Below are 24,654 nucleotides of genomic sequence, written 5' to 3' on the forward strand. Positions count from 1 at the left end.
GGCCGGCTCAGGCCAGCTCCTCGACGAAGGCGGCGAGCTGGACGACGTTGCGGCATTCGCGCATCGGGACGATGCCGCCGTAGGCCGTGGCCAGCGAGTCGCCGGTGTCCCACTGGCTCACCGGCTCCGGGTTGAGCCAGTGGGCGTGCCGGGCCTGCCGGCTCAGCCGTCGCAGCGTCTCCAGCGCGGGCGGCTGGTAGTTGGACCGCGCGTCGCCCAGGATCAGCAGGGACGTCTTCGGACCGACGGCGTCGCCGTACCGCTCGGCGAACCGTTCGAAGGCGTTGCCGTAGTTGGTCCGGCCGAACCGCACCATGTCGGCCTCCCGGGTCAGCCGGGTCATCGCCTCCACCACGTCGGCGCCGGGGACGAAGAAGCGGGTGATCTCGTCCACGGTGTCCACGAAGCCGAACGCGCGGACCTTGGCGAACTGCTCGCGCAGCGCGTAGGTCAGCAGCAGCGTGAAGTGGGCGAACGAGGCGACCGAGTCGCTGGTGTCGCAGAGGATGACCAGCTCGGGCCGGTGCGGGCGGCGCGGCCTGTTGAAGGTGGTCAGCGGCACCCCGCCGGTGGACAGCGAGGCCCGCACGGTCCGGCGGAAGTCCAGGCGGCCCCGGTGGCCGAGCCGGTGCTTGACGGTCAGCCGGGTGGCCAGGCGGCGGGCGAGGGGGTGGACCTCCCGGCGGAGCCTGGCCAGGTCGGCCCCGGTCACCCGGAGGAAGTCGAGCTGTTCCAGCGGCGGCCGTACAGCCGAGCGCGCGATCCGCTCGATCCCGGAGTCCTCGGCGATGCGGCGGCGCACGTCGGCGGAGACGGCCTCCTCGAACCGCCTGGTGTTCTCGCCGATCCGCTGCCGGGCCACCTTCTCCGCCAGGCCGCCGCGCTCCTGGCCGGCCAGCACCTCGGCCAGCAGCCGGGCCATGAGCGTCTCGGGGGACAGCGCCCGCAGCACCGGGTAGGAGAACCAGTTCTGCCGGCCGGGGGCCGCGGGTTGGCGGCCGAAGCGCTCCACCATCGCCCGGGCGAAGTCGTTCATCCCGTCGGCGCCCAGCAGCAGCTCGGACAGCCGGTCACGGAGTTCGGCGATCGCCGCGGTCTCCGGATCCAGCTCATCGGCGTCCGGACCGTCTTGCGGGCGCGGGCCGTACAGGCCCGTGGTGGCGGCGGGGAACCACAGGTCGAAGAGCGTGTCGAACCCCGGGCGGTGCGAGGGCCGTTTGACCAGGGTCGTGGCGTAGGCGGCGCGCAGCGACTCCCGCTCGGCCAGGTCGATCATCTGCAGCGCCCGGGCCGCGTCCAGCCCCTCGGCGAGCGAGACCGGCAGCCCGGCCTCGCGCAGGGCGTGCACGAAGCCGACGTGCCGGTCGAGCAGGCTCACCTCCCGCCCCCCGCCCCGCCGGCCCGGCCGCTCACGGGGTCCCCCGCCCCCTGGGATCGGCCGTTCACAGCGCCTCCCGTTTCCCGGGCCGGGCCGCTCACGGGGGTCCGCGCCTTCCGTGTCCCGCCGCTCACAGGGCCAGCTCCTTGCGCGCCCGAGCCTGGTCGGAGGCGTGCTTGAGCACCACCCCGAGGGTGGCGGCGACCGTCGCCTCGTCCAGTTCGGTACGGCCCAGCGCGAGCAGCGTGTTGGCCCAGTCGACGGTCTCGGCGATCGAGGGCGCCTTCTTCAGTTCGAGCGCGCGCATCGTGGCGACCGTGCGCGCGAGCTGCTCGGCCAGGGCCGCCTCGATCGCGGGCACCTGCGCCAGCACGATGTCGCGCTCGCGCTCCGGCGTCGGATACTCCAGGTGCAGGTAGAGGCAGCGCCGCTTGAGCGCCTCGGACAGCTCGCGGGTCGCGTTGGAGGTCAGCACCACGTACGGCTTGCGCACGGCGGTGACCGTGCCGAGCTCGGGGATCGTGACCTGGTAGTCGGAGAGGATCTCCAGCAGCAGGCCCTCCACCTCGACGTCGGCCTTGTCGGTCTCGTCGATCAGCAGGACCGTCGGGGTCTCGGACCTGATCGCCCGGAGCAGGGGCCTTTCGAGCAGGAACTCCTCGGTGAAGATGTCGTCCTGGGTGGCGTCCCAGTCCTGGCCGGTCCCGGCCTGGATCCGCAGGAGCTGCTTCTTGTAGTTCCACTCGTACAGCGCGCGGGCCTCGTCGAGCCCCTCGTAGCACTGCAGCCGGACGAGCCGGGCCCCGGTCGCCGCCGCCACGGCCTTGGCGAGCTGGGTCTTGCCCACTCCCGCCGGCCCCTCGGCGAGCAGCGGCTTGCCGAGCGCGCCGGCCAGGAAGACCGAAGTCGCGATGGAGTCGTCGGCCAGGTAGTCCACGGCGCTGAGCCGCTCCCGGGCGTCGGCGGGCGAGGGGAACCACATGTGCACTCCCAGTACAGGACCGAATGTTGTTCTACCATAGCGGTTCGCCGTTCTCCGTTTCGAAGCCCTCCGGGAAGTGCGCTATCCTTCAAGAGCTTCACGCGCCGCTAGCTCAGTTGGTTAGAGCAGCTGACTCTTAATCAGCGGGTCCGGGGTTCGAGTCCCTGGCGGCGCACCAGCGAAAGAGCCCAGGTCGGCACAGCCGATCTGGGCTCTTTCCATTGGACGGCCTTGGGGCCGTGTCCGGCGGCGAGGATGAGGGCCGCCGCTCCGTGGCGGAGGCCGTGCGACTTCACGGGCGGCAGGGTGGCGGGGCGGCAGGGCGCGCGGTCAGGAGCGGTCAGGAGCCGCGTGCTCAAGAACCGGGTGCTCAGGAGCCGGGCGAGGCCGGCGCGGACGGCGGGTGCGGCGGGTGCCGGTGCGGCTCGATCCTGGTCGGCAGCCGTATCGCCAGCAGGAGGGCCAGGAATCCGGCGGCGCCCCCGGCGGCGACCAGGGAGAGGGCGGGCCAGAAGGGATCCCCCCCGTCGCTCTCGCGGTCCTCGGCAAGGGGGACGGCACCGGACGGTGGCGGCAGGGCCGACTCGACCAGCCGGGCGGCCGCCGTCACCGGGGAGTCGAAGTCCTCCGATGCCAGCCTGCCGGGGTCGACGGACCGGGCGACCGTGTCCAGCGCGTCGCGCAGCGCCTGGCCGGCGGCCTGGTTGCACAGGATGAGCAGCGAGCGGCCCGGTAGCCCGGCGAGCGCTTCCGATCGGGGATAACCGCTGTCACGGGCGGCCTCGCGGGGCACGATGGCGGCCTGCACCGCCTTGTCCCGGAGGGCGCGCAGCGGGTCGAGCGCCGGGACGGTCTCCAGGTGCAGCCAGGGATGGCGCTGCCGCAGCACCCGCTCGGACCGCTCCCGAGAGGGCCCCTTCCGGGGGGCGTCCGGCACCGAGATCCGGACCTCCTCGTCCGGATGCGCGAAGGCCTCCGTCAACTTCTCCGGCCCGATCAGGTCGACGTCGTAGACCAGGACGTCCTGGTCCGGGACCGGGATGGCGGCGACCGCGGAGAACCCCTGCGCCGCCAGCGGATTGGCGGGCCACGTCGGCAGGGCGCCCGAGAGGGCGGGATCCGTGGGAGGGATCTCCATGAGGACCACGGCCGGTCCCGCGGCGGGTGCGGTCGTGGCGGGGGTGTCGCTCAGCCGGATCTCGGCCCTGTAGCCCGTCCGCCGGACGGCCTCGGCCACGAGGTTCCTGGCGAACTCGTCCTCCTGCCCGGCCGGGGCCTGGACGACGACCGTGCCCGGTTCGGTCCCGGCCGTGCCCCCCTCGGCGAGGGGATCGCCGCCCGGAGCGCGCAGCATCGCGACGACACCGGCGCCGATCAAGGTGATGGCCAGCGTCGCGAACGCCACGACCATGGTGACCTTGCCGTGCAGGCCCCAGCCGGGCCGTCTCCCGCGGTCGGCCTGTTCCAGCCCGCCGAGCGCGGCCTGCATCGAGGGCGGCACCGCACCCGCGCTCGGCACCGCGCCCGCGTTCGCACCCGCGCCCGGGGTCGGGCTCGGCACCGCACCCGCACCCGCACCCGCGCCCGGGGTCGAGCTCGGCACCACGCCCGGGGCCGGGCCGGCGGAGGCCGCCGGCCGGTAGGGCACGGTCGCCGCGGCGGGCGTGGCCCGGCTCTCGGGCACGACCTCGGGTGTCGCACCGAGTGCGCCTGCCGCCGGCCTCTCGCCGGTGTCTCGGCGCAACCACTTCCATCGCCAGCCTATGGGTGAGGTCCGCCGTGGCTTACCCGGGGCAGGCGAGGCCGGCAGGGCCGGCAGGGCCGGCGGGGCCGCCCTGGGTCCCGGGGGGCCGCCTCCTCCCGGAGCCGGCTCACGCTCCTTCCTCCACCACACGCCGGTGGCGGCGTGGGGCCGCAGTTCGGGATAGCCGGAGTGTTCGAGCAGCCGTACGGCGTCCGGCAGGTCCTCGGGGCCGAACGACAGCGGATTGGTCAGCCCGGCGAGCCCCCGCAGCATGTCCGCGAGCCGGACGTCGGGCCGGGCCAGGAGGCTCAGGCACACGTTCGCCGGGCCGTCCTGCCAGGTGATCTCCGTTCCGTGCCCCCACCGCACCTCGTAGGCGTTCTCCGGAGCGTGCCGTGCGAAGGACAGCCTGATCTTGTGCCGGGCCGTGCTGCTGGTCCAGGTCGCCGCGGTCAGCCTCGTCCGCATGCCGTACGGCAGGAGCGCGGCGACGGTGTCCAGGAAGCGCAACCGTTCGATCATGGGAACCCTGTCCGCGCCCACCACGCAGACGGGCCGCCCGGTCAGCAGCAGCGCGGCGGCGCACCGCGCGTCCGGCCCGGGGACGAGGGCCGTGGGGTCGAACTCCGGAACGCGTACGGTCAGGGGAGGGGACGGGGTCACCGGCAGGGCCACGAGGGCGTGGTAGAGCGCCTCGTAGGACACCTGATGGCCGACCAGCTCCTGGTACGGGACGTAGAACCAGCGGGTGTAGACGATCTTGCGGTTGGTGGCGTCCCGGTGCCCCGACCACTCCTGAGCCGCGAGCACGATGTGGTGCGACACCTGCTCGCGCTCTCTGGTCGCCGCGACCGCGATCGTCACCTGGGGCAGATCCGCCGAGAGAGCCGTGGCGTATCTGCTCCTGATCTCCTCGAAGACCTCGGGCCCGAGGCGGTCGTCGCTCCAGGACAGCAGCTCGTAGTCGTCGTGGGCACCGGGCCGCTTCCCCTCCAGCGCCCACTCGAATCCGATCTCGTGGCCGGTCACGACGCCTCCGTCGCCGGCCGGACCGCGGCGAGCCGCTGCCCCAGCCAGAGCATGGGCTCCACCACGTTGATCGGATGCAACTGCCCCCGGATGCGCGAGTCCTCGTCCGCCTCTCCGGGGAGCATGTTCTGGAAGTCGTCCCAGTCGAAATGCTTCGTGCGCCGGTCGACGTAGAAGCCGATCGAGGACGTGGCGAAGAAGCGGATCCGATCGGGGTGGAAGAACTGGTCGAGCGCGTTGAGCACCATGTCGGCGTTGCCGCTGGCCGACACCTGGCACAGCTCGTGGAACAGCTCCCGCGCGTCCTCGCTGGCCACCCGGGGCAGCCGGTACGGATCGTCGACGTCCGCGGTGAGCAGCCGCCGCTTCTCGGCCGTCTCCAGCACCCGGGGGTCGTCGAACTTGGTGACGCACACGGCGATGTGGTGCGGCAGCTTCCCGTCGACGAACTCGCCGGCGACGAGCATCCGCTCGGCGAGCCGGGCGAGCGGGGCGTGCATGTGGTCGAAGGCGTCCCCGAAGGTGAACTCCCTGATCGGGTCGAACAGGAAGACGATGCCCCGGCTCCGCTCAAGGTTGTCCAGCAGTTCCTGCCGGCGCGGGTCTCCCGACAGGTCCGGAGCGCTCGGGCCGCCCGCCGGGCGCCGTCCCGTACCGAACAACCCTCCGGGAGCGTCGACCATGCCGATGCCTATCCGGGTCGGCGGCCCCGGCTTGGCCTTCCTGCCCCAGAAGCCGGGCTTGCGGAGAGTGGGGCCGATCAGCGTCCAGTGATAGCGCTCCAGGGCCATGCTCGCCTCGGGGAACACCTTGCCCCGCAACAGGGCGTTGGTCTTCTCGATCAGGTAGTCCGATGACGCGGGATCGGATCCGACGATCTTCCAGTCATCGTTTCTCCTGGTCAGGGCGATGAACAGCGCCGCAAGCAGGGTGGTCTTGCCGCTGCCGGGAGCGCCCCACATGGCGATGTTGTGATCGGGACGTTCCCGGCTCGGATCGGGCTGCATGCGCGTCGTCACTCCGTCTCGTCGAGCAGGGGGAACGGGAGATGAACGGGGGAGGGGGCGACCAGGCCGAGATCGGCGGCCAGGCCGCGCACGTCCACCGCCTCCAGATGGGCCAGGGCCGCCGCGCCGATCCGGTGCCACGCCTGGTGCGCCTGGTCGGCGGGCTGGTCGCAGATCGCGCCCAGCACCGTGCCCTGCCGCTGCCGCAGGGCGGCGACCAGCTTCCGCCAGTCGTGCCGGTGGGGGCAGGGCAGGATCCTGGACTGGTCGGTGCGGGCCGGGTGCGGCGGGCGGCCTCCGACCGTGAGGACGACGGCGGGCGCCGGATCCGCCCGGCCGAGCCGTTCGACCACCACGGCGAGCATGTCCTCGAACTGCGCCGCGTGGGGGTGGTACGGATATCCCGTGGCCACCGCTCCCCGCTCCTCCAGCGCGCCGAGGGCGTTCAGGGCCTCTCCCGCGCCGGCCTCCCAGGCCGCGACCCGCACCGGGAGCTCCGGCGCCGACGGGTCGTACGAGTGCGCCGCGTAGGCGAGGAGGGAGACCCGGAGCAGGCCGCCGATCTCGCCGGAGGCAGAGCTGATCATCTGGCGTGCCCGGCTCAGCCGTTCCGCGACCTGGTCGTCCGCTCCGCAGACCTCCACCGCGCAGACGAGATGCGCCGGGCCGGTGCGCCCCGGGAGCCGGTCCGGGAGCGCGGCGACGAGCTGATTCCAGTCACGGGGGTCGGGCGAGAGCGCGGGCAGGCCGGTGAACCGCACCCGGCCGGGCCGTATCAGCTCGGCGGTCACCTCGTACCGGCCGGGCGTGACCGGGGCGGACTGGACGGACAGCAGCCGCGGCTCCGGACCCTGCCAGGTGACCACGGCGAACGCGGTGCCGTGCGCGCCGGCGGCCTCGCAGCGGAGGGCGACCCGGATCCGGGCCCCCGGGCGGGAGCCGAGGGGGAAGAGCTGCCGGCTGGTCAGCCGGGGACGGCTGGTGTCCGGGTCGACGAGGACGACGACCAGCTCGTACGACCTGGTCAGCGGGTCGTCCGCCATGACCTCCCGGACCCGTGCGGCGATCGGGGCTTCGGTCCGCAGCACCTGCGCGGCGGGATGTGCCGCACGCAGCCAGGCGAGGGCCTGCTCGACCTTCGGGTCGGCGGAGGAGGCGGCTACGAGGATCACGCCGGCGGAGGACAGGGCGGCGCGGGTCGTGCGTAGCACGGCCTCCCGGGTCCCGGCCGGATCGGCGTCCCATCCGCGTTCGCCCGCGAGGCCCGGCCAGGTCGCCGACCAGCTCCGGCCGCGGGGGCAACCGTTGTCGTCCCGATGGAGAAGGAACGTGGTGAGGCCGTCGGCGGCGACCTCCACCAGGGTGAGGCGATCGGTGTCGGCGAGATCGGCCAGGGCCTGGGCGATCGCTTTCCTGCTCAGATCCCTGTCGGGCTCCGGCACGAGGAGTCCTCCATAGATATGTCGTATTAGCTGTGCTGCGTCACCGGTGTCCCGATTAGTCGGCGTATATAACGTTAGGGGGTATTTCTGGGGCGAGGAGTTGCGTCAGGTCCCCTCGATGAAATTCTATCGGGTATCTGTAAATGCGATATTGGGCGCCTATGATATCCCCTCCGGATGATTGGCGCTGATATCCCCACCAGGGGGCGGCACCCTTCCAGTCGGCGCCGACGCGGTGAGACTCCCTTCCCGAGGAGGAGCATGAGACGTTTCCTGAGCGCGCTGTCCACGGTTTTGGTCACGCTGTCAGGAGCGCGGCCCGAGGTTCTCCGGACGTGCCCGACCGAACGCGGCAAATTCGAGGGCATCGGGGGCGCCGTCCTCACCACGAGCGTCCTCGCCTTCGTCTCCATGACGTTCGCCCTCAACAGCACGCTCGGCGTCAACATCGTCCTCGCCGTCGCCACCGCTCTGCTGTGGGGCCTGGCGATCCTCAGCCTTGACCGGTGGCTCGTCTCCACCATCAGGGCCGACGCGCCGAACCGCTGGGCGCTGGCGGTGCCGCGCGTCCTCGTCGCCGTCGTGCTCGGCCTGGTGATCTCCACTCCTCTGGTGCTGCAGGTTTTCAAGGCCGAGATCGACACCCAGGTCGCCGAGATGAAACAGCGGCGCGGCGACGCCTTCGCCGTACGGCAGGAGCAGGGCGCGGTGGGGAAGGGCGTCGACCAGCTCCGCAAGGAGGTGGCCGAGCTGCGGCAGGTGATTTCCTCCGGCGGCGACGTCCCCCTTGACATGGAACGGGACTCGAAGATAAAGGCGTTGTCCGCCCAGCGCGCCGAGGAGCAGAAACAAGCGGACAAACACTACAAAGAGTGGCAGTGTCAGCTCTATGGTGGCCCAAACTGCGTTAAAAAGGGCAATGGTCCACTCGCTCAGGAGAGTCGGCGCGCGTACGAAAAGGACAAGGGGCGCGTCGAGCTGCTCACCCGGCAGATAGAGGACCGCAAGCGGGAGCTGAACGCGACCGGGGAACAGGCCAAGAAAACACGGCTCGCCGCCGCCGAGAAGGCTCTGCCCCAGGTCCAGCGCCAGCTCGACGCCGCGGTCGAGCAGCAGGCCGGGATCCAGCGGACCTTCGACGAGGACAACCTGGCCACCGACGGGCTGCTCACCCGGCTCCGGGCGCTCAATGAGCTGACCGGCAAGGACCTCACCCTCAGCATGGCCCGGCTGCTGCTGTTCGCGCTGTTCCTGCTCATCGAGTGCCTGCCGGTCGCGGTGAAGCTCATGCAGCGGCCCGGCATCTACGAGAAGGCGCTCGCGCTCGCCGAGCGCCAGGAGCTGGACGGCATGCGCGAGAAGTTCGGCATCCGCGCCGGGGCCCGGTCCCGGCCGGCGGAGCCCGGCGGGTCGGACAGCGTCTGGCGCATCTGGTCGCCCCGGGAGGACGCGCCGCGACGGCCCGGCACCGCCTTCGGACAGGAGACGGGGCCTCCCCGGGGACCGAACGACACCCAGGTCGAGCCGGCCGACTCCGGTTACGAGTACGGGCCCCTGGAGGACCAGGTCCTGCGCGGCATGCCGGACACCCGTGTCCTGCGGAGGCCGGGGCCGGGTGCGGAGCGCTCGGGTGGGATCGAGCTGCTCCCCGACGAGGACTGAGGCCACCGGATGACGGCACGGATCGTCCGAGGCCGGTACGAGCTGAGGTCCCGGCTCGGCAGGGGCGGCATGGGCACGGTGTGGCTCGCCTGGGACCGGACGCTGCGGCGATCCGTCGCGCTCAAGGAGATCCTGCTGGCGCCGTACGGCGAGGACACGGCCGTACGGCGGGAGAGGGCGCTGCGCGAAGCGCGTGCCGCCGCGCGGATCCGGCATCCGGCGGTCGTCGACATCTACGACGCCTTCATGGACGACGGATCGCCGTGGATCGTCATGGCGTACATCGAGGGCACGCCGCTGGACCGCCGGATCGAGCAGCAGGCCCTCGCCCGGCGGCAGGGGCTGTCCGAGCGGGAGATCGCCCGGGTCGGACGCGAGGTGCTGGCCGGCCTGGCCGCCGTGCACGACGCGCAGGTGCTGCACCGGGACGTCAAACCGGCCAACATCGTCGTCGATCCCGGTGACCGGGTCTTCCTGGTCGATTTCGGGATCGCGCGGATCTCCGGGGAGGGCGGCCTCACTTCGACCAACATGCTGCTCGGAACCGTCGATTTCATGGCGCCCGAACGGATCGACGGGCACGCGGTGGGGCCGGCGTCGGACCTGTGGTCGCTGGGAGTGACGTTGTTCTGCGCGCTGGAGGGCTACTCGCCGTTCCTCCGTGCCGGCCTGATCGAAACGGCGCGGGCGGTCACCGCCGGGCGTCCTCCGCGCTTCCGGCGACCGGGTCCGCTCGCCGACGCGATCGCCGGCCTGCTCGTCACCGACCCCGCCCGGCGGATGGGGGCGGCCGAGCTGGGGCGGCGGCTGGACACGATCCTCGCGGGCCCGGCGACGCGGCCCCGTGAACGGGAGAAGCCGGAGCGGCGCACCGGCCCGGGAACGGACCGGGAGTCGCGGCGCGGTCACGGCGCCCACGGCTCAAGGCTGGTCCGGGATCCGGTCCGAGAGCCGGTCAGGGATCCGGTCAGGGATCCGGTCAGGGATCCGGTCCGGGATCCGGTCCGGGATCCGGTCAGGGATCCGGTCCGGGATCCGGTCCGGGATCCGGTCAGGGATCCGGTCCGGGATCCGGTCCGGGATCCGGTCAGGGATCCGGTCAGGGATCCGGTCCGGGATCCGGTCAGGGATCCGGTCAGGGATCCGGTTCGGGATCCGGTTCGGGATCCGGTCCGGACGAAGAAGGGCCGCGACGGCGCAAGCCCGCTGCTCGACCGGTCCCGCCAGGAGGCCGCCGCCCTGCTCGGCTCGATGGAGCCGAAGGCCGCCGGGCGGCTCCTGGACGGCGCGGCGGAGGCGCCGGGCCCGGCCGCCGAGGTGCTGGCGCTGCTGCCGCTGCCGCGAGCCGCGCGGATGATCGACCACATGACCCCGCATCGGGCGGCCAGGCTGGTGGGCGCGATGCCCCTCAGCCGGAGCGCGAGCATCCTGGCGCACACGGATGACCGTGTCACGGCCGCTGTCCTCGGCGCGCTCGGCATCGTCCCCGCCGCGGTCCGCCTGGTGGAGGCGATGACGGTGCGGCGCGCCTGCCGGGTGCTCGGATACGTGCCGCCCGCCGTCGTCGCGGAACTGCTGTCCGCGACCTCGGACGGCCGTGCCGACCGGCTCCTCGACGGGCTCGGCCGCGCCGTACGCGACGAGATCGCCCGCCTGACCGGCGGAGCGTGACGGTGTCGGCGCCGCGGTCCCGCGGCGCCGACACCGTCACGCCCGCACGCCGTGCGATCAGCGCCCGGCGGTCAGGCGGGCCGGCCGGCGCCGGCGGCGAGGGTGGCGAGGAAGTCGTCGACGAGCTCGATCTGGTGCTCCGGGGGGAAGCTGTCCGGGGCGAAGAGCGCCTGCACCACCAGGCCGTGCGTGAAGGACAGCGCGGTCGCCGCCAGCCGCTGCGCGTCGGCCTCGACGGGCAGCTCGCCCAGACGCCGCGCGTCCTCGATCGCGGTGCACAGCACCGCGCGGATGCGGTCGTACCGGGTGGCCTGCGCGGCGAAGAGCGCGGGGTCGGAGAGCGCCACGTCCCAGGAGCCGACCCAGATCCGGTTCATCGCCACACCCTCCGATGTCAGCGGGAGGATGTTGAGCAGGTGGGCGCGTAGCGCGGGCAGCCCGCTCGCGGGCGCCTTCAGGCGCGGGCGCTGCCGCGTGCGTGTCTCCAGGATGTCGAGGGCGTGGGCGATCAGCTCGTGCTTGCCGGCGAAGTAGTGCGTGACGAGCCCGGTGGACGCCCCCATGGCCGCCGCGACCGCGCGCAGGGTGAGGCCGGCGAACCCGTGCTCGGCGAGGACCCGCCAGACCGCCTCGGAGACGTCGTGGCGGCGGGCCTCATGGTCGGTGCGCGCGGGAGTCATGGCCCACTAGTCTACATACCGAACGTTTGTTACGAACTTGGCCGGAGGTCCGATGTTCGCTATCCCCCTCACCGCCCGCGCGGAACTGCGGCCGCTTGAGCCGTGGCTGGCCGAGGAGTTCCTCGCCAATCTCGACCGGGCGCGTGAGCACATCTCGCCGTGGGTGTCGCCGACGTTCGTCGCCACCGATCTCGCCGAGGCCCGTGCGGTGCTGCGGCGCTACGCCGACAAGCGGGCACAGGACGCGGGCGGCATCTGGGGGATCTGGCTGGAGGGCACACTCGTCGGCGGCGTGCTGTTCGTGTCGTTCGACACCGCGCTGGGCGTCTGCGAGGCGGGCTGCTGGCTCGAACCCGGCGCGGAGGGGCACGGGCTGATCACCCGCGCCGTCGGGCGGATCGTCGACTGGGCGGTGGGGGAGCGCGGCATCCAGCGCGTCGAGTGGCGGACCGTCGCCGGCAACGTGCGCAGCGTCAACGTCGCCAAGCGGCTGGGCATGACCCACGACGGCACGCTGCGGCAGGTCCACCCGGGCGAGGGCCGGCGCGTCGACATCGAGGTCTGGTCGGTGCTCGCCGACGAGTGGCGCGCCCGCGGGGCGCGGGCCGCCGCCGACAAGGCCGAGATCGACGGGCTGACGGCGGCCTTCTTCCGCCTGTTCACCAACGCGGACGGCGCCCGCCCGGACGTCGGCGCGATCCACCGGCTCTTCGTCCCGGACGGGATCATCGTCAGGGGCGGGCCGCAGCAGGAGGTCTACAGTCTGGACTCGTTCGCCGAGCCGCGGCAGAAGCTGCTGACCTCGGGCGAGCTCACCGAGTTCGCCGAGGAGGAGACCTGGGAGCGCACGGAGATCTTCGGCGACGTCGCGCAGCGGCTGTGCCACTACCGTAAGCGCGGCGTTCACGCCGGCCTGCCGTTCACCGGGACGGGGACGAAGAGCATCCACTTCCTGCGCACGCCGGAGGGCTGGCGGATGGCCGCCCTCTCCTGGGACGACGACCGCTAGCTGTATTGACCACGAACGTTGTTGACGGCAGGACTTGATCAATAGCGAAGACCTCCGATGTGGTGGAGGTGTCTAGGCTCCACACCACACACGGAGGCCTTCGTGTCCCACCGTAACGCCCGCCTGACCGTCCACGGCAGGCCGGAGCCGTCACCCGGCCGTTTCCGCGCTCGCTCCGGGGCGGAGACGGCGGTGGAGGCGGACCTGTTGACAGACACCACGTCAGTGGAGATCGTTTCCCGTGAGCGATCGGCCCTTCCCGGGCCGGCGGGGGAAGGACGCGGTGACGTTGATCGTTCGTGGACTGGTTGCCGGTGCCCTCGCGCTGGCCGCGGGCGTCCTGTGGGCCCGCCGGCGCTACGTGGTGGTCACCGTCGACGGGATGAGCATGGCTCCGACGCTGACCGACGGCGACCGCGTCCTGGTGCGGCGGCGACGGATCGGCCAGGTGGGGCAGGGCGACGTCGTCGTGCTGGAGCCCCCTTCCGATCCCGCCGGCGGATACGCGCCCGGACCGCCCGGGGCGGACGGCCGGCGCTGGAACATCAAACGGATCGCCGCGCTGCCCGGTGACCCGGTGCCCCAGGGGATCGCCGCCGGTGACGGCGTGGCCCACGTGCCCTCCGGGACGTTGGTGGTCCTCGGCGACAACCCGGACAGCATCGACTCCCGGCAGCGGGGGTTCTTCCCCGCTGACCGGCTGCTCGGCGTCGCGCTGCGCCGGCTGGGAGGGCCGGCCCTGTAGCCGGTGTCGTGGCGGCTGCCGGGGCCGGTCGACACGGGGGCCGTCGAGGAAGGCAGGACTATGTTGTTTCAACTCCTCGGCCCGGTGCGGATCCAGGACGGCGACTCACCCGTACGGATCACGGCGCCGAAACAGCGCACGGTCCTCGCCATGCTGCTCGCGCGCGCCGGCTACGTCGTCCCGGTCCGGTCGTTGGTGGCCGAGGTGTGGGACGAGCCGCCGCGCTCGGCGGTGGCGAACCTGCGCACCTACCTCATGCAGCTGCGCAGGCTGCTGCCCCCCTCCGCCGACCCGGCCGTCGAGCGGCTGGTCACCTCGGACGCCGGTTACCTGCTCCGGGTCGCGCCGGCCGAGTTCGACCTCTTCCAGTTCGAGGTGCTCGCCGCGCACGGCCGCCAGGCGCTGGCCCGGCGGGATCTCGTGGCGGCTCAGAACGCCTACACCCGGGCGCTCGCCCTGTGGCGGGGCAGGGCGGCCGAGGACGCGCCGCTGGGCCCGACCCTGCGCGAGGTGGTCGCCCGGCTCACCGACCAGTATCTGAGCGCGACGGAGGAGTACACGGAGATCCAGCTCGCGATCGGCAGCCCCATGGCGGCGGCCGAGCGCCTGCGCGAGCTGATCGGGCAGCACCCCCTGCGGGAGCGGCTGTACGGCCAGCTGATGGTGGCCCTGTACCGGTGCGGTGACGTCGTCGGCGCGCTGGACGTGTTCGCGATGGCCCGCCGGACCCTGGCCGACGAGCTCGGGCTCGACCCCGGACCTGAGCTGCGCCGCCTGCACCAGGCGGTGCTGCGCCGGGACGCGGACCTGATGACCCCCACCGTCCCTCCCGCCGCGCCTGTCACCGTCTCCCCCGCCGCGCCGCCGGCCGGGGACGGCTCCGTGACCGGGTGGCCGGAGAACGGGCAGGCCGGGAACGGGCATCCGCTCCCGCGCCAGCTGCCGCGGGAGCCGGCGCTGTTCGTGGGCCGGTCGGCCGAGCTCGCCCGGATGCTCACCGCGCTGTGCGCGGACCCGGAGCCGGGCGCGCCGCCGCCGGTGCTGGCGCTGCACGGCCCCGGCGGCGTCGGCAAGTCGACACTGGCGCTGCGGGCGGCGTACGCCGTGGCCGGCCGCTACGTCGACGGCCAGCTCTACGTCGATCTGCAGGGGTCGAGCCCGGGCCTGCCACCGTTGCAGCCCGCCGAGGTGCTCGGCCGCTTCCTGCGGGCCCTGGGGGTGCCCAACGGCGAGGTTCCCGCGGCTCCGGCGGAGGCGGCCGCCCACTACCAGTCGTTGCTGGCCGACCGGCGAGTCCTGGTCGTCCTCGACAACGCCGTCGACGCCGCCCAGGTGGCGCCGTTGCTGCCGGCGGGCGGTGGCTGCGCGGTGCTGGTCACCAGCAGGGCGGCGCTGACCACCATGGACGCCGTGCCGATCGTTGTCGGGGTGCTCGACGAGGCGGACTCGGTGCGGATGCTCGGGCTGCTGGCGGGTCCGTCGCGAGTGGACGCCGAGGGCGGGGCCGCGGCCGACATCGCGTGCCGATGCGGATATCACCCGCTGGCGCTGCGCATCGCCGGCGCCCGCCTCGCCGCCCGCCCTGACTGGTCGCTCGCGCGGTTCGGCGAGCGGCTGCGCAACCAGCAGCGGCGGCTGGACGAGCTGCAGGCCGCCGACCTGGCCGTCCGCTCCTGTTTCGAGGTCAGCTACGGAACGCTGGCCGGCGGCGCGGGCCCTGCCAGGGGCGCGGCGGCGCGCGCCTTCCGGCTGTTCGGTGTGCTCGACGTGCCCGAGGTCAGCGTCGGGCTCGCCGCCGCGCTCCTCGACGTCGATCCGGAGGCGGCCGAGACCACGCTCGACGAGCTGACGGAGGCCCGTCTGCTGGAGCCGGTCGGCGACGGGCGGTTCCGCATGCACGACCTGCTGAGGCTGTTCGCCGCCGAGCTGGCCGTGGCTCACGATCCGGCGGACGACCGGGCACGGGCCGTCCGGCACGCCCTGGACTGGTACCTCGACCTGTGCGGGCAGATGAACGATCTGGTGCAACCGCACCTGCGATCCATGACAGGCCCGCCGGGTGGACGGGACGCCGGGGTGACCCTTCGGAGCCCGGCCGAGGCGGTGCGGTGGTTCGAGACCGAGCTGCCCTGCCTGGTCGCGGCCGCCACCCAGGCGGCCGGAGAGCCGGAGACGGCCCGTTTCGTCACCGATCTGGTGCCGTTGGTCAGGTCTCTGGCGACGAAGTGCGGATACTGGCAGGAGCTCGAGACCGTCGTCCGGCTCGCCGTCGAGGTGGCGCGCCGGCACGACAACCGGATCGGGGAGGCGTCCACGCTGGCGACGCTGGGGGTGGTGGAGTGGCGGATCGGCCGGATCGACGCCGCTCGCGGGTGCATGCGCCATGCGCTCGGGCTCTGGCGCGATCTGGGTGATCGGGAGGCGGAGGGGCTGGCGCTGCACAACCTGGGCTGGCTGAGCATGCGCGTCGACGACCTCGACGACGCCCTCGGCCACATCACCGCGGGCCTGCGGCTGCTGGAGGAGCACGGGTCCAACCGGGTCGGCATGGTCAGGCACAACCTGGGCGAGGTCCTGCTGCGGCTGGGCCGTTCCGCCGAGGCGGCCGACTGCCTCGAACAGTGCCTGGAGATCCGGAGGTCGGACGGCGACTCCTTCGGGGAGAGCATCACCCTGGCCGCGCTCGGCCGCGCCTACTGCCTGCTCGACCGCCGGGAGCAGGCCCTGGCCACGCTCGCGGACGCGGTGCGCCACTGCCGGGAGATCGGTAACCGGGAGGACGAGTGGGAGGTGCTGCTCACCCGGTCCGAGGTCTGGCTGCGGCACGGCGATCCGGCCGCCGCGGCGGCCGACCTGGCCCGGGTCCTGGAGCTGGTGGCCCGGGCGGGGGACGCCTACGGCCAGGCCGCCGCCACCCGCCAGCTCGCCAGGGCGCACACCGCGCTGGGCGACCCGGGCGCCGCCGAGCGGTACGCCCGCCGGGCCGAGGAGCTCTTCGCCTCGCCCGCCGTACGGCGTGATCCGGTGTTGGAGACGCTGCTCACCGCCCGGTTGTAGCTGCGCTGTATCGGCGGCTGTATTTCCCCAAAATAGCGTTTCGGCTGTCCGCAAAACGCTTATGAAGGGGTGAATCCAGATGAACGCTGCTCTGGGGAAGCTCGGCGACCGGCTGCTCGAGAAGCTGGTGCCGAAGGCGACCGCCAAGGCTGACACCTACTACTACATGCACTGCTACTGCTACGGGACGACCAGGTACCAGAAGCTCTGCTGGATCGTCGGCGGCCAGACCGGCTGCGTGTCGGGCTGCGAGAAGCGCGGGACCTGCTGACCGGGTAGCGCCCGTAGGTCCGGGGGCCGGAGCTGCCGCCGGACTTCGGGGGTGTTCCGCGGATCCTCACCGTAGCGGGGATCCGCGGAACACCCCCGTCGCGGGGAACGAGCGGTGAGACGGTGAAGATGCTCTATTTGATGATCGGATGCCGGGCGTTGCTGGCCGGCGTCTTCGTGATCGCGCTGGCGGGCAAGGTCCGCGGGCGAGCGGCGTTCGACGAGTTCGTGGCCTCGATCGTGGCCCTGGGGATGTTCCCGCGCGCCGGGTCCGTGCCGGCGGCGTACGCCGTGCTGGGGGCGGAGGCCGTGGTGGTCCTGTCGCTCGCGCTGCCGTCCACCGTGCTCCTGGGGTTCGCGGCCGCGATGATGCTGCTCGCCGCTCTGACCGCCGGCATCCTGGCCGCCGTGCGCCGGGGGCGGCGCGCGCCGTGCCGCTGTTTCGGAGCCTCCGCCGCGCCGCTCGGCAGGGCGCACGTGGTGCGCAATCTCGTCCTGCTGCTGGTCGGCGGCACCGGGCTCACGGCGGGGGCCGTCGCCGGCGACGCCGGGGCGCACCCGGCAGGGATCGTCCTCGCGCTGGTCGCCGCCGCCGTGGGCGTCCTGTCCGTGGTGCGTCTCGACGACCTGCTGGGCCTGTTCACCACCTCCGTCTCACCGCGATGACGCGGGGTGTGACGACTTGAAGTCCTTAAGTGAGGTTGTCCGATGACTTTTCTGATCGCCGCCGTCGTGCTGGTCGGCATACTCTGCATCTTCGACCTGGTGCTCACCTTCGCGGTACTGCGCCGCCTGCGCGAGCACACCGCCGAGCTGGAACGTCTCGCCGGACCGGCGCGGTTCGGTCGGTACGACCCGGGAGTGCTGGTCGGCCGCACGCTGCCCCCTGTCGGGGCGGACGGCGGCGAGCGGGCACGGCTCGTGGCGTTCTTCGACGTCAGCTGTGACGCGTGCCATGAGCACGCACCGCGCTTCGCCGACGCGGCCCGCGCCGACACCGCCATGGCGGTCATCTCCGGTGACGGTGAGAAGGCCGGCGACCTCATCGAGATGATCGGTGGCGCGGCGAGCGTCGTCACGGCGGAACAGGCCGACAGCCTGGTGAAGGCGGTCGGCATCGAGGCTTTCCCGACGTTCCTCCGGGTCGACCCGGACGGCACGATCGTGGGAGCGGACACGGAGCTGGACGCTCTCGTCGGAACGGCCCGCGTGAGGTGACGATGTCTCCGGTCTCGGACACGGAGCCGGACGGGGGCCGGCTCCGCCGCCTGTCGCGCCACGTCGCGACGGTGGCACCGCTGTGCTGGCGGGTCGGTCCCGGGCCGGCCCTGTCCCAGCTGGCGGCGACCGTCGTCGGCGGCCTGCTGCCCATGGGGACCGTGTGGGCGACGAAGCTTCTCGTCGACGGACTGTCGGCCGGCCGTACCGACCGTGTGCTGCTGCCCGTCTGCGGTCTCATCGTCCTGGGACTGGCCGCCGGGGCGCTGCCGCATCTCACCGCCTATCTGCAGGCCGAGATGGAGCGCAGGCTGGACCGCCTGATGCAGGACCGCCTGTACACCGCGGTGAGCGGCTTCCAGGGCCTGTCGCGGTTCGAGAACCCCGATTTCCTGGACAGGCTGCGGATGGCCGCGCAGGCGACGGGCGGCGCGCTGCGGCCGATCACCTCCGGCCTGTTCGACATCGGACGCAACATCATCACGCTGGTCAGCCTTCTCGCCGCCCTGGCCGTGCTGAGCCCGCTCATGGCGGGGCTGGTGGCGCTGGCTGCGGTCCCCGCCCTGGCCGCCCGGATGTCGCTGGAGAAGCGGCGGACGAAGATGATCGCCGGGCAGTCCGCGGGGATCCGGCGGCAGATCCTCTACTCCTCCCTCATCACCGACGTGCAGGCCGCCAAGGAGGTCCGGCTCTTCGGGCTGGGCGGCTTCCTCAAGGGCCGGATGTTCGGGGAGCTGGCCACCATTCAGGCCGGTGAGCGGCGGCTGGACCGGCGGGAGGCGCTCACCCAGTCGGTGCTGGCGGTGCTGTCGGCCGCGGTCAGCGGCGCGGGACTGATCTGGGCGGTGCAGGCCGCCGTGGCCGGCCGGCTGACCCTCGGCGACGTGACCGCGTTCGCCGCGGCCGTGGCCGGGACGCAGGCCGCGCTGATCGCGACGGTGGAGAACGCCGCCCATGTCCGCCAGGCGCTGTCCCTGTTCGGCTACCACGAGCAGGTGACGTCGCTCCCCGACGACCTGCCGCCGCCGCGGTCGGCCGCCGCGCTGCCCGCGCTACGGCGGGGCATCGAGCTGCGCGACGTGTGGTTCCGCTACGACGACAGCCATCCGTGGGTGCTGAGGGGGGTCGACCTGACGATCCCCCACGGCGCGTCGGTCGCGCTGGTGGGGCTCAACGGAGCCGGCAAGAGCACCCTGATCAAGCTGCTGTGCCGGTTCTACGACCCGTCCCGGGGGACGATCCTCTGGGACGGGACGGACATCCGGGAGGTCCCACCGGCCGAGCTGCGCGCCAGGATGGGTGTGCTCTTCCAGGACTACATGAGCTACGACCTGACGGCGGCGGAGAACATCGGGGTGGGCGAGATCGCCGCGCTGCCGGACCGCGCCCGCGTCCAGGCCGCGGCCAGGATGGCCGGCGTCCACGAGACCCTCCAGGCACTGCCCCGCGGCTACGACACCCTGCTGAGCCGGATCTTCTTCGGCGACGGGGACGAGGACGACCCGCAGGCCGGGGTGGTGCTGTCGGGAGGCCAGTGGCAGCGGGTGGCCCTGGCCCGCGCGCTGCTGCGCGAGGGGCGTGACCTGCTCATTCTCGACGAGCCCAGCTCGGGCCTGGACGCCCGGGCCGAGCACGAGATGCACCGGCGGCTGCGCGGGCACCGCGCCGGCCGTACTAGTCTGCTCGTGTCGCACCGGCTCGGCGCGGTCCGCGACGCGGACCTGATCGTCGTGCTCGACGGCGGCCGGATCACCGAGCGGGGGACGCACGCCGACCTCACGGCGGCGGGCGGGGAGTACGCCCGGCTGTTCGAGATGCAGGCGAGCGGCTACCGCGAGGACGCCGGCGTCCAGTGACCGCGCGGGCCGTCCTCCGGCGGCGGCGCTGACACCCTGAACATGGTCGACAGCGGTGAGTTACACTCCTTAAAGGAGGATATTTCCGATAAGCGCCCCTGGCCGGCGGGTCACGCCGAGGGTGCCGCGCGGTGGGTCCACGGCCGGCGGAGCCCACGGCGCCCCACCGGCCGGTGACCGCCCCGGATCGGAGGCGCCCTTGAGCACGCGACCGATCGGCGATCACGCCCTGCTGTCGGACTGCCGCTCCGCCGCGCTGGTCACCTCCGACGGTTCGGTGGACTGGCTGTGCTTCCCCCGCTTCGACAGCCCGGCGGTCTTCGCCCGGCTGCTCGACGAGGACGCCGGACACTGGTCCATCCGCCCCGCCGGCCCCGCCGAGGCCACCCGCAGGTATCTGGAGGACTCGCTGGTGCTGGAGACCACCTTCCGCAACCAGGACGGGACCGTGGTGCTCCTCGACGCGCTCGCCCTGGGTGGCCGGGAGCGCGGGCACTCGCTGGGCGCCTCCTCGCCGGGAGTGCTCCTGCGGGAGGTGACCTGCGTCGAGGGGAGCGTGCCGCTGGAGATGACGTACGCGCCGCGACCCGAGTTCGGGCTGGTCCACCCGCTGATGGAGCCGGTCCGCGGCGGCCTGGTCGCGCGCGGCGGCGCCCACGTCCTCACTCTGTCAGCCCCGGTCGACCTGACGGTGAGCGACTCCACCGCGCGCGCCGCGGTCACACTGCGGGCCGGGCAGCGCCTCTGCCTGGCGCTCCAGGCGAGCTGGGGCTGGGCGCCCGAGCCGCCGCGCCGGCACCCCTGGCGCGTCCACCGCCGCCTCAAGGACACCGTCGCGGGCTGGCGCTCCTGGTCCCGGCTGCACACCGGCTACCGGGGGCCCTGGCAGGAGCAGGTCGGCCAGAGCGGCCGGGTGCTGCGGGCGCTGACCTTCTCTCCCACCGGCGCCATCGTCGCGGCGGCCACCACCTCCCTGCCCGAGAGCGTCGGCGGGGAGCGGAACTGGGACTACCGCTACACGTGGATCCGGGACACCAGCTTCACCCTGCAGGCGCTCGCCACGGCCACGTGCGAGTTGGAGGAGGCGTCGTTCTTCTCCTTCCTGGCCCGCGCCGCGGCCACCGAGCTCGACCGCGGCGTGGACCTGCAGATCATGTACGGCGTCGGCGGCGAGCGTGACCTGAGCGAGCGGCTGCTGCCCCATCTGGACGGCTGGCGGGGCAGCGCCCCGGTCCGGGTCGGCAACGACGCGTGGCGCCAGCGCCAGATCGACGTGTACGGAGAGCTGCTCGACGCGGCCTGGCAGCTCTACGGCGACGCGGGCCGGCTCGATCGGCTCACCCGCTCCTTCCTGGTCGGCGTCGCCGAGACCGCCGCCCGCCGCTGGCAGGAGCCGGACCAGAGCCTCTGGGAGGTGCGCGGGCCCAGCCGCCACTACGTGCATTCGAAGCTGATGTGCTGGGTCGCCCTGGACCGGGCCGTCGCCCTGGCCCCCACCCTGGGGGCGACCGGCCGCGTCGCCGAGTGGGAGCGGACCAGGGAGCGGATCCGCGCCGAGATCCTGGCCCGGGGGTGGAGCGAGCGGGTGGGCGCCTTCACCCAGACCTTCGAGACCGACGACCTGGACGCGTCGGTGCTGATGATGCCCCTGGTCGGCTTCCTGCCCGGCGACGACCCCCGCGTCCGGGCCACGGTGGAGGCCGTCGCCGCGCACCTGACCGACGCGCGTGGCCTGGTCCACCGCTATCACAGCGCCGACGGCCTGCCGGGCGGGGAGGGCACGTTCCTGCTGTGCACCTTCTGGCTCGCCCACGCCCTGGCCCTCGCCGGCCGGGGCGGGCCCGCCAGGAAGGCGTTCGAGACCGCCGCGTCATACGCCAACGACGTCGGTCTCCTGGCCGAGGAGGTCGACTCGGTCACCGGCGAGCCCATCGGGAACTTCCCGCAGGCGTTCAGCCACATCGGTCTGATCAACGCCGCCCGCGCCATCCGCGACACCGGCGGGTGAGGGCCGTGCCCGCACCGGCCCCGCCGGTGACAGCGGAGTGCCGGGTTTAATCCTTAATGTAATTAAATGGGGATATTTGATACTCCTGTGGGTATTTGTCCACATGGAAGGTTCTGGGGCGGGAAGGGCGTATGTGGTGACGGAAAATCCGTCAGACCACATTCCCGGAGGTAGTCATGGCACTACGGACCCCGCTCACGGCGATCGCGGCGACCTCCGCTGCCGTGCTGGCGTTGCTGGGTGGCACGCCGGCCTCGGCCCTGGCACCGACACCCACACCCACGCCGACGTCGATGTCATCGGGTAAGGATCAGCCGTCCGCACAGGACAGGCAGTTCATGGTCCAGGCGCACCAGGGCAACCTCGCCGAGATCGCCGCCGGCAAGCTCGCCCAGCGCAAGGGGACGTCCAAGGACGTCCGCGCGATCGGGGCCCTGCTCGTCGCCGACCACGCCAAGCTCGACCGCAAGCTCAGGGACGTCGCGCGGCGTCTCAGGGTGTCCCTGCCCCACGAGGCGACGGCGCGCCAGCAGACCAAGGCCAAGGAGCTGGGCGCCCTGTCCGGCGCGGAGTTCGACAAGGCCTGGACCAAAGCGATGATCTACGGCCACCGCGCGGCCCTGGCCGCCGCCAGGAAGGAGGCCGACAGCGGGTCGCTGCCCCAGGTCGAGGCGCTCGCCAAGGCCAGCCAGCCGGTCATCCAGGACCACCTCGACAAGTTGCTCGCCGCCCAGAAGTCCCTCGGCGCCCTGGGGGCGGTCCCGCCGCGGACGGTCCAGGTGGCGGCCGCGCCGCAGGCGGCCACCGGTTGACCGTCCGGTTCGGGACGGGCCCCGAGGTGGTCCGCGGCGAGGGCGGGCGAGATCCGTCCAGTCATCCGCAACCGGTGCGCAGGACCGTCGGTCTATTCATGGGGTGAGAGCCCATTCCATGCGGGGACGAGAGGAACGGTCGTGACGGCGGGATCACCACGGGGATCGGCATGATCTCGCACGAGATCATGAGCGGGCCGCACGGGCCGGCCCTGTCGCGCGTCCCGGGCGACGCCGGGGCGCTGGCCGAGCTGGTGCGCGGCCAGTACGGCGATGACCAGTACGGCGGCCGGCACGGTGGCGGCCGGCAGGACGGCCGGATCCGAGACCTGGCCGCGCTGCTGGCCGAGCAGCGGCCGCTCCACCACCTGCTGCCCCTGCTGGAGCGCGTGCCCGCCGAGCCGGACGCGTGGGCGGAGCTGGTCGCCTGCCTGGCGCAGGAGCTGGTGGTGCGCCGCGTCAACCTGGCCCGGGTGCCCGCGGCGGTGCGGTGCGCGGCCGCCCTGCGGGAGCTGGGCCACCCCCTGGCCGGGCTGCCCCTGAAGCGCACCCGGGCGGAGCGCCAGGCGGACGCGGCCTGCTCCGGCCCCGGCTGGACGCCCTACCGCCGGCTCCCCGTCCCGGAGCACCCGGAGATCACGCGGCTCCTCCAGGACCCGGCCGGACCGGAGGGTCCGGTGGCCGGGGGAGGAGGGGAGCGCCCCACCCCGCGGTGGGACGCCTGGCTCGCGCGTGGAGGGGCTCCGGGTCGCGGAGCCGAGATCGTGAGCACCCGGGAGGACGGGCGGCTGATCACCGCCGCGGTGGAGCACTGGAGCTCGCCGGGGGAGGCGATGATCATCGAGCTCCCCCGGTGTCTCGACCCCCGGGGGCTGGTGCCCCTGGGAGTGAACACGTTCCTGCCGGATGCCTTCGGCGCCCGGATCGCGCTGAACGGCGAGCGGGCCGGGCTGAGCGCGGTGGTGGGCGAGCTGTTCACCATGGCCTACTGCGACGCCACCTACTCCCGAGGGCTCCGCGGCGGGTACGGCAGGCTGAAGGCGTGGCAGTCGGTCGCCGGGTTCGTGCGCGCCCCGGCCGAGGCGTCCGTCCACCGGGTCAACGAGCTCGCCGCCCGGTGGCGATGGATGGCGTTCAGGACCACCAGGCGGCAGCCGTACTGGGTGTACCAGGAGCTCGCGATCGGCGCGCTCAGCCCGCGCGGAGACGTGCTGAGCCTGCTGGTCTCCCACGACACCGACTAGTAGTGCTTTGTTAGGTTTTCAGGGTGGCCGTTGGTGGCAGGTGGGGTATCGGCCTGTCCAGGCCGCCAGCAGGGCTTGGAGCTCCTTGAGGACCCGGTGGAGCGTCAGGCCACCCCGACCGCTTCTGGGCTGCTCAAGCGCAGCTCGGTGCAGAAGTTGATCTTCATCCGCGCTTCGCCCGCTATCGTCACCAGCTGTTCATGGTTGCTCGGGACCCCGAATCCCGCTTCGATCGATCAGGGAACGGGCGGCCCGCCGTCCCCGGGCCGTTCGGGCGCAGCCGTCGAGCGGGCGCGGGCCTGCCGGGCGAGGTCGCCGAACAGTTGCGCCGGTGGCACGATCTGGCCCTCCTTGCCGATCGGTGAGGGTGCCAGCGGCACCAGCAGATCGGTGGCCGGCGAGTGCAGCCACAGCGCCATCAGGTACAGCCCGGGGATCCGGAGCAGCCGTAGCTCGAAGGCGGCCTTCTCCAGAATCGGCAGCGCCCGGGCGGCGTGGACGGCGGTGGCGGTGGCGGCCGCGAACCGTCCCTCATTGAACTGCGGCGGCTGCGGGGTGCCGTCCGGGGCCTGGGCGGTCTCGGCGCTGGCGAGCACCTCCCCGCCGGCTGTGACCAGGTAGCGCCAGCCCACCGGCTGGGCCGCGGCCAGACCGGCGCCGGAGGTGATGTCGTCGAGCCCGATCGTGAAGACCTGGTGCGGCGTGGACACCTCAAGCTGGTCCCGTTGGGCGAGGCGCAAGGCCGGGGTGGAGAAGCGCGAGTCGTCGGCCAGGGCGTGCAGCTTGGCTCGGACGGTCTCGGGGACGTTGGCCGGGGGGGTGGGCAGGTGTAGGGGCATT

General features: G+C 72.9%; 19 protein-coding genes and 1 tRNA gene. 13 read left to right on the forward strand and 7 right to left on the reverse strand.

Annotated features, from left to right (window positions below; translation table 11 throughout):
• Window positions 1–7: 7 nt before the first annotated feature.
• Window positions 8–1,378 (reverse strand): vWA domain-containing protein, encoded by a 1,371-nt coding sequence (locus J2S55_RS24980; RefSeq protein ID WP_306865542.1) that lies wholly within the window; start codon window positions 1,376–1,378, stop codon window positions 8–10.
• 130 nt (window positions 1,379–1,508) lie between these two features.
• Window positions 1,509–2,360, reverse strand: coding sequence for an AAA family ATPase (locus tag J2S55_RS24985; RefSeq protein ID WP_306865544.1), 852 nt, complete (start codon window positions 2,358–2,360; stop codon window positions 1,509–1,511).
• Window positions 2,361–2,461: 101 nt separating this feature from the next.
• Between J2S55_RS24985 and J2S55_RS24990 the strand changes: the two genes are divergently transcribed.
• Window positions 2,462–2,538: transfer RNA gene (locus tag J2S55_RS24990), tRNA-Lys, on the forward strand.
• Between the two features lie 192 nt (window positions 2,539–2,730).
• Here the strand turns inward: J2S55_RS24990 and J2S55_RS24995 are convergent.
• The 3 genes from J2S55_RS24995 to J2S55_RS25005 are packed head-to-tail and all read right to left on the reverse strand — an operon-like array spanning window position 2,731 to window position 7,582.
• Window positions 2,731–5,133 (reverse strand): hypothetical protein, encoded by a 2,403-nt coding sequence (locus tag J2S55_RS24995; RefSeq protein ID WP_306865546.1) that lies wholly within the window; start codon window positions 5,131–5,133, stop codon window positions 2,731–2,733.
• Complete coding sequence (locus J2S55_RS25000; protein ID WP_306865548.1) at window positions 5,130–6,152, reverse strand: hypothetical protein; 1,023 nt, start codon at window positions 6,150–6,152, stop codon at window positions 5,130–5,132. Before J2S55_RS25000 ends, J2S55_RS24995 begins: the two co-directional genes overlap by 4 nt.
• Window positions 6,149–7,582: a hypothetical protein gene (locus J2S55_RS25005; protein ID WP_306865551.1), complete on the reverse strand. Its 1,434-nt coding sequence runs from the start codon at window positions 7,580–7,582 to the stop codon at window positions 6,149–6,151. Before J2S55_RS25005 ends, J2S55_RS25000 begins: the two co-directional genes overlap by 4 nt.
• 261 nt (window positions 7,583–7,843) lie before the next feature.
• On the opposite strand from J2S55_RS25005, the gene J2S55_RS25010 reads away from it, so the two are divergent.
• On the forward strand, window positions 7,844–9,244 hold the full coding sequence (locus J2S55_RS25010) for a DUF4407 domain-containing protein (RefSeq protein ID WP_306865552.1): 1,401 nt from the start codon (window positions 7,844–7,846) through the stop codon (window positions 9,242–9,244).
• A 9-nt stretch (window positions 9,245–9,253) separates the two neighbouring features.
• Window positions 9,254–10,915, forward strand: coding sequence for a protein kinase domain-containing protein (locus J2S55_RS25015; RefSeq protein WP_306865554.1), 1,662 nt, complete (start codon window positions 9,254–9,256; stop codon window positions 10,913–10,915).
• Window positions 10,916–10,986: 71 nt separating this feature from the next.
• Here J2S55_RS25015 and J2S55_RS25020 read toward each other — a convergent pair whose 3' ends face one another.
• Window positions 10,987–11,595, reverse strand: coding sequence for a TetR/AcrR family transcriptional regulator (locus J2S55_RS25020; RefSeq protein WP_306865556.1), 609 nt, complete (start codon window positions 11,593–11,595; stop codon window positions 10,987–10,989).
• 52 nt (window positions 11,596–11,647) lie between these two features.
• Between J2S55_RS25020 and J2S55_RS25025 the strand changes: the two genes are divergently transcribed.
• The 10 genes from J2S55_RS25025 (at window position 11,648) to J2S55_RS25070 (ending at window position 23,814) form a co-directional block, all read left to right on the forward strand.
• Window positions 11,648–12,604, forward strand: coding sequence for a GNAT family N-acetyltransferase (locus J2S55_RS25025; RefSeq protein ID WP_306865558.1), 957 nt, complete (start codon window positions 11,648–11,650; stop codon window positions 12,602–12,604).
• A 289-nt stretch (window positions 12,605–12,893) separates the two neighbouring features.
• Entirely contained in the window at window positions 12,894–13,349 is a 456-nt protein-coding gene (locus tag J2S55_RS25030; RefSeq protein WP_306865560.1) for a S26 family signal peptidase, read from the forward strand.
• A gap of 60 nt (window positions 13,350–13,409) precedes the next feature.
• On the forward strand, window positions 13,410–16,406 hold the full coding sequence (locus tag J2S55_RS25035; RefSeq protein WP_306865562.1) for an AfsR/SARP family transcriptional regulator: 2,997 nt from the start codon (window positions 13,410–13,412) through the stop codon (window positions 16,404–16,406).
• A gap of 79 nt (window positions 16,407–16,485) precedes the next feature.
• Window positions 16,486–16,677: a hypothetical protein gene (locus J2S55_RS25040; protein ID WP_306865565.1), complete on the forward strand. Its 192-nt coding sequence runs from the start codon at window positions 16,486–16,488 to the stop codon at window positions 16,675–16,677.
• A 140-nt stretch (window positions 16,678–16,817) separates the two neighbouring features.
• Complete coding sequence (locus J2S55_RS25045) at window positions 16,818–17,342, forward strand: MauE/DoxX family redox-associated membrane protein (RefSeq protein WP_306865567.1); 525 nt, start codon at window positions 16,818–16,820, stop codon at window positions 17,340–17,342.
• Between the two features lie 42 nt (window positions 17,343–17,384).
• Window positions 17,385–17,894, forward strand: a complete 510-nt coding sequence (locus J2S55_RS25050) for a hypothetical protein (RefSeq protein WP_306865569.1) — start codon at window positions 17,385–17,387, stop codon at window positions 17,892–17,894.
• A gap of 2 nt (window positions 17,895–17,896) precedes the next feature.
• Entirely contained in the window at window positions 17,897–19,750 is a 1,854-nt protein-coding gene (locus J2S55_RS25055) for an ABC transporter ATP-binding protein (RefSeq protein WP_306865570.1), read from the forward strand.
• A 199-nt stretch (window positions 19,751–19,949) separates the two neighbouring features.
• On the forward strand, window positions 19,950–21,758 hold the full coding sequence (locus J2S55_RS25060) for a glycoside hydrolase family 15 protein (protein WP_306865572.1): 1,809 nt from the start codon (window positions 19,950–19,952) through the stop codon (window positions 21,756–21,758).
• A gap of 176 nt (window positions 21,759–21,934) precedes the next feature.
• Window positions 21,935–22,570, forward strand: coding sequence for a DUF4142 domain-containing protein (locus tag J2S55_RS25065; RefSeq protein WP_306865574.1), 636 nt, complete (start codon window positions 21,935–21,937; stop codon window positions 22,568–22,570).
• A gap of 170 nt (window positions 22,571–22,740) precedes the next feature.
• Entirely contained in the window at window positions 22,741–23,814 is a 1,074-nt protein-coding gene (locus J2S55_RS25070) for a DUF6183 family protein (protein ID WP_306865576.1), read from the forward strand.
• 236 nt (window positions 23,815–24,050) lie between these two features.
• Here J2S55_RS25070 and J2S55_RS25075 read toward each other — a convergent pair whose 3' ends face one another.
• Window positions 24,051–24,653, reverse strand: a complete 603-nt coding sequence (locus J2S55_RS25075; protein ID WP_306865579.1) for a hypothetical protein — start codon at window positions 24,651–24,653, stop codon at window positions 24,051–24,053.
• Between the last annotated feature and the right edge of the window lies 1 nt (window position 24,654).

Source organism: Streptosporangium brasiliense, from assembly GCF_030811595.1.
GTDB lineage: Bacteria > Actinomycetota > Actinomycetes > Streptosporangiales > Streptosporangiaceae > Streptosporangium > Streptosporangium brasiliense.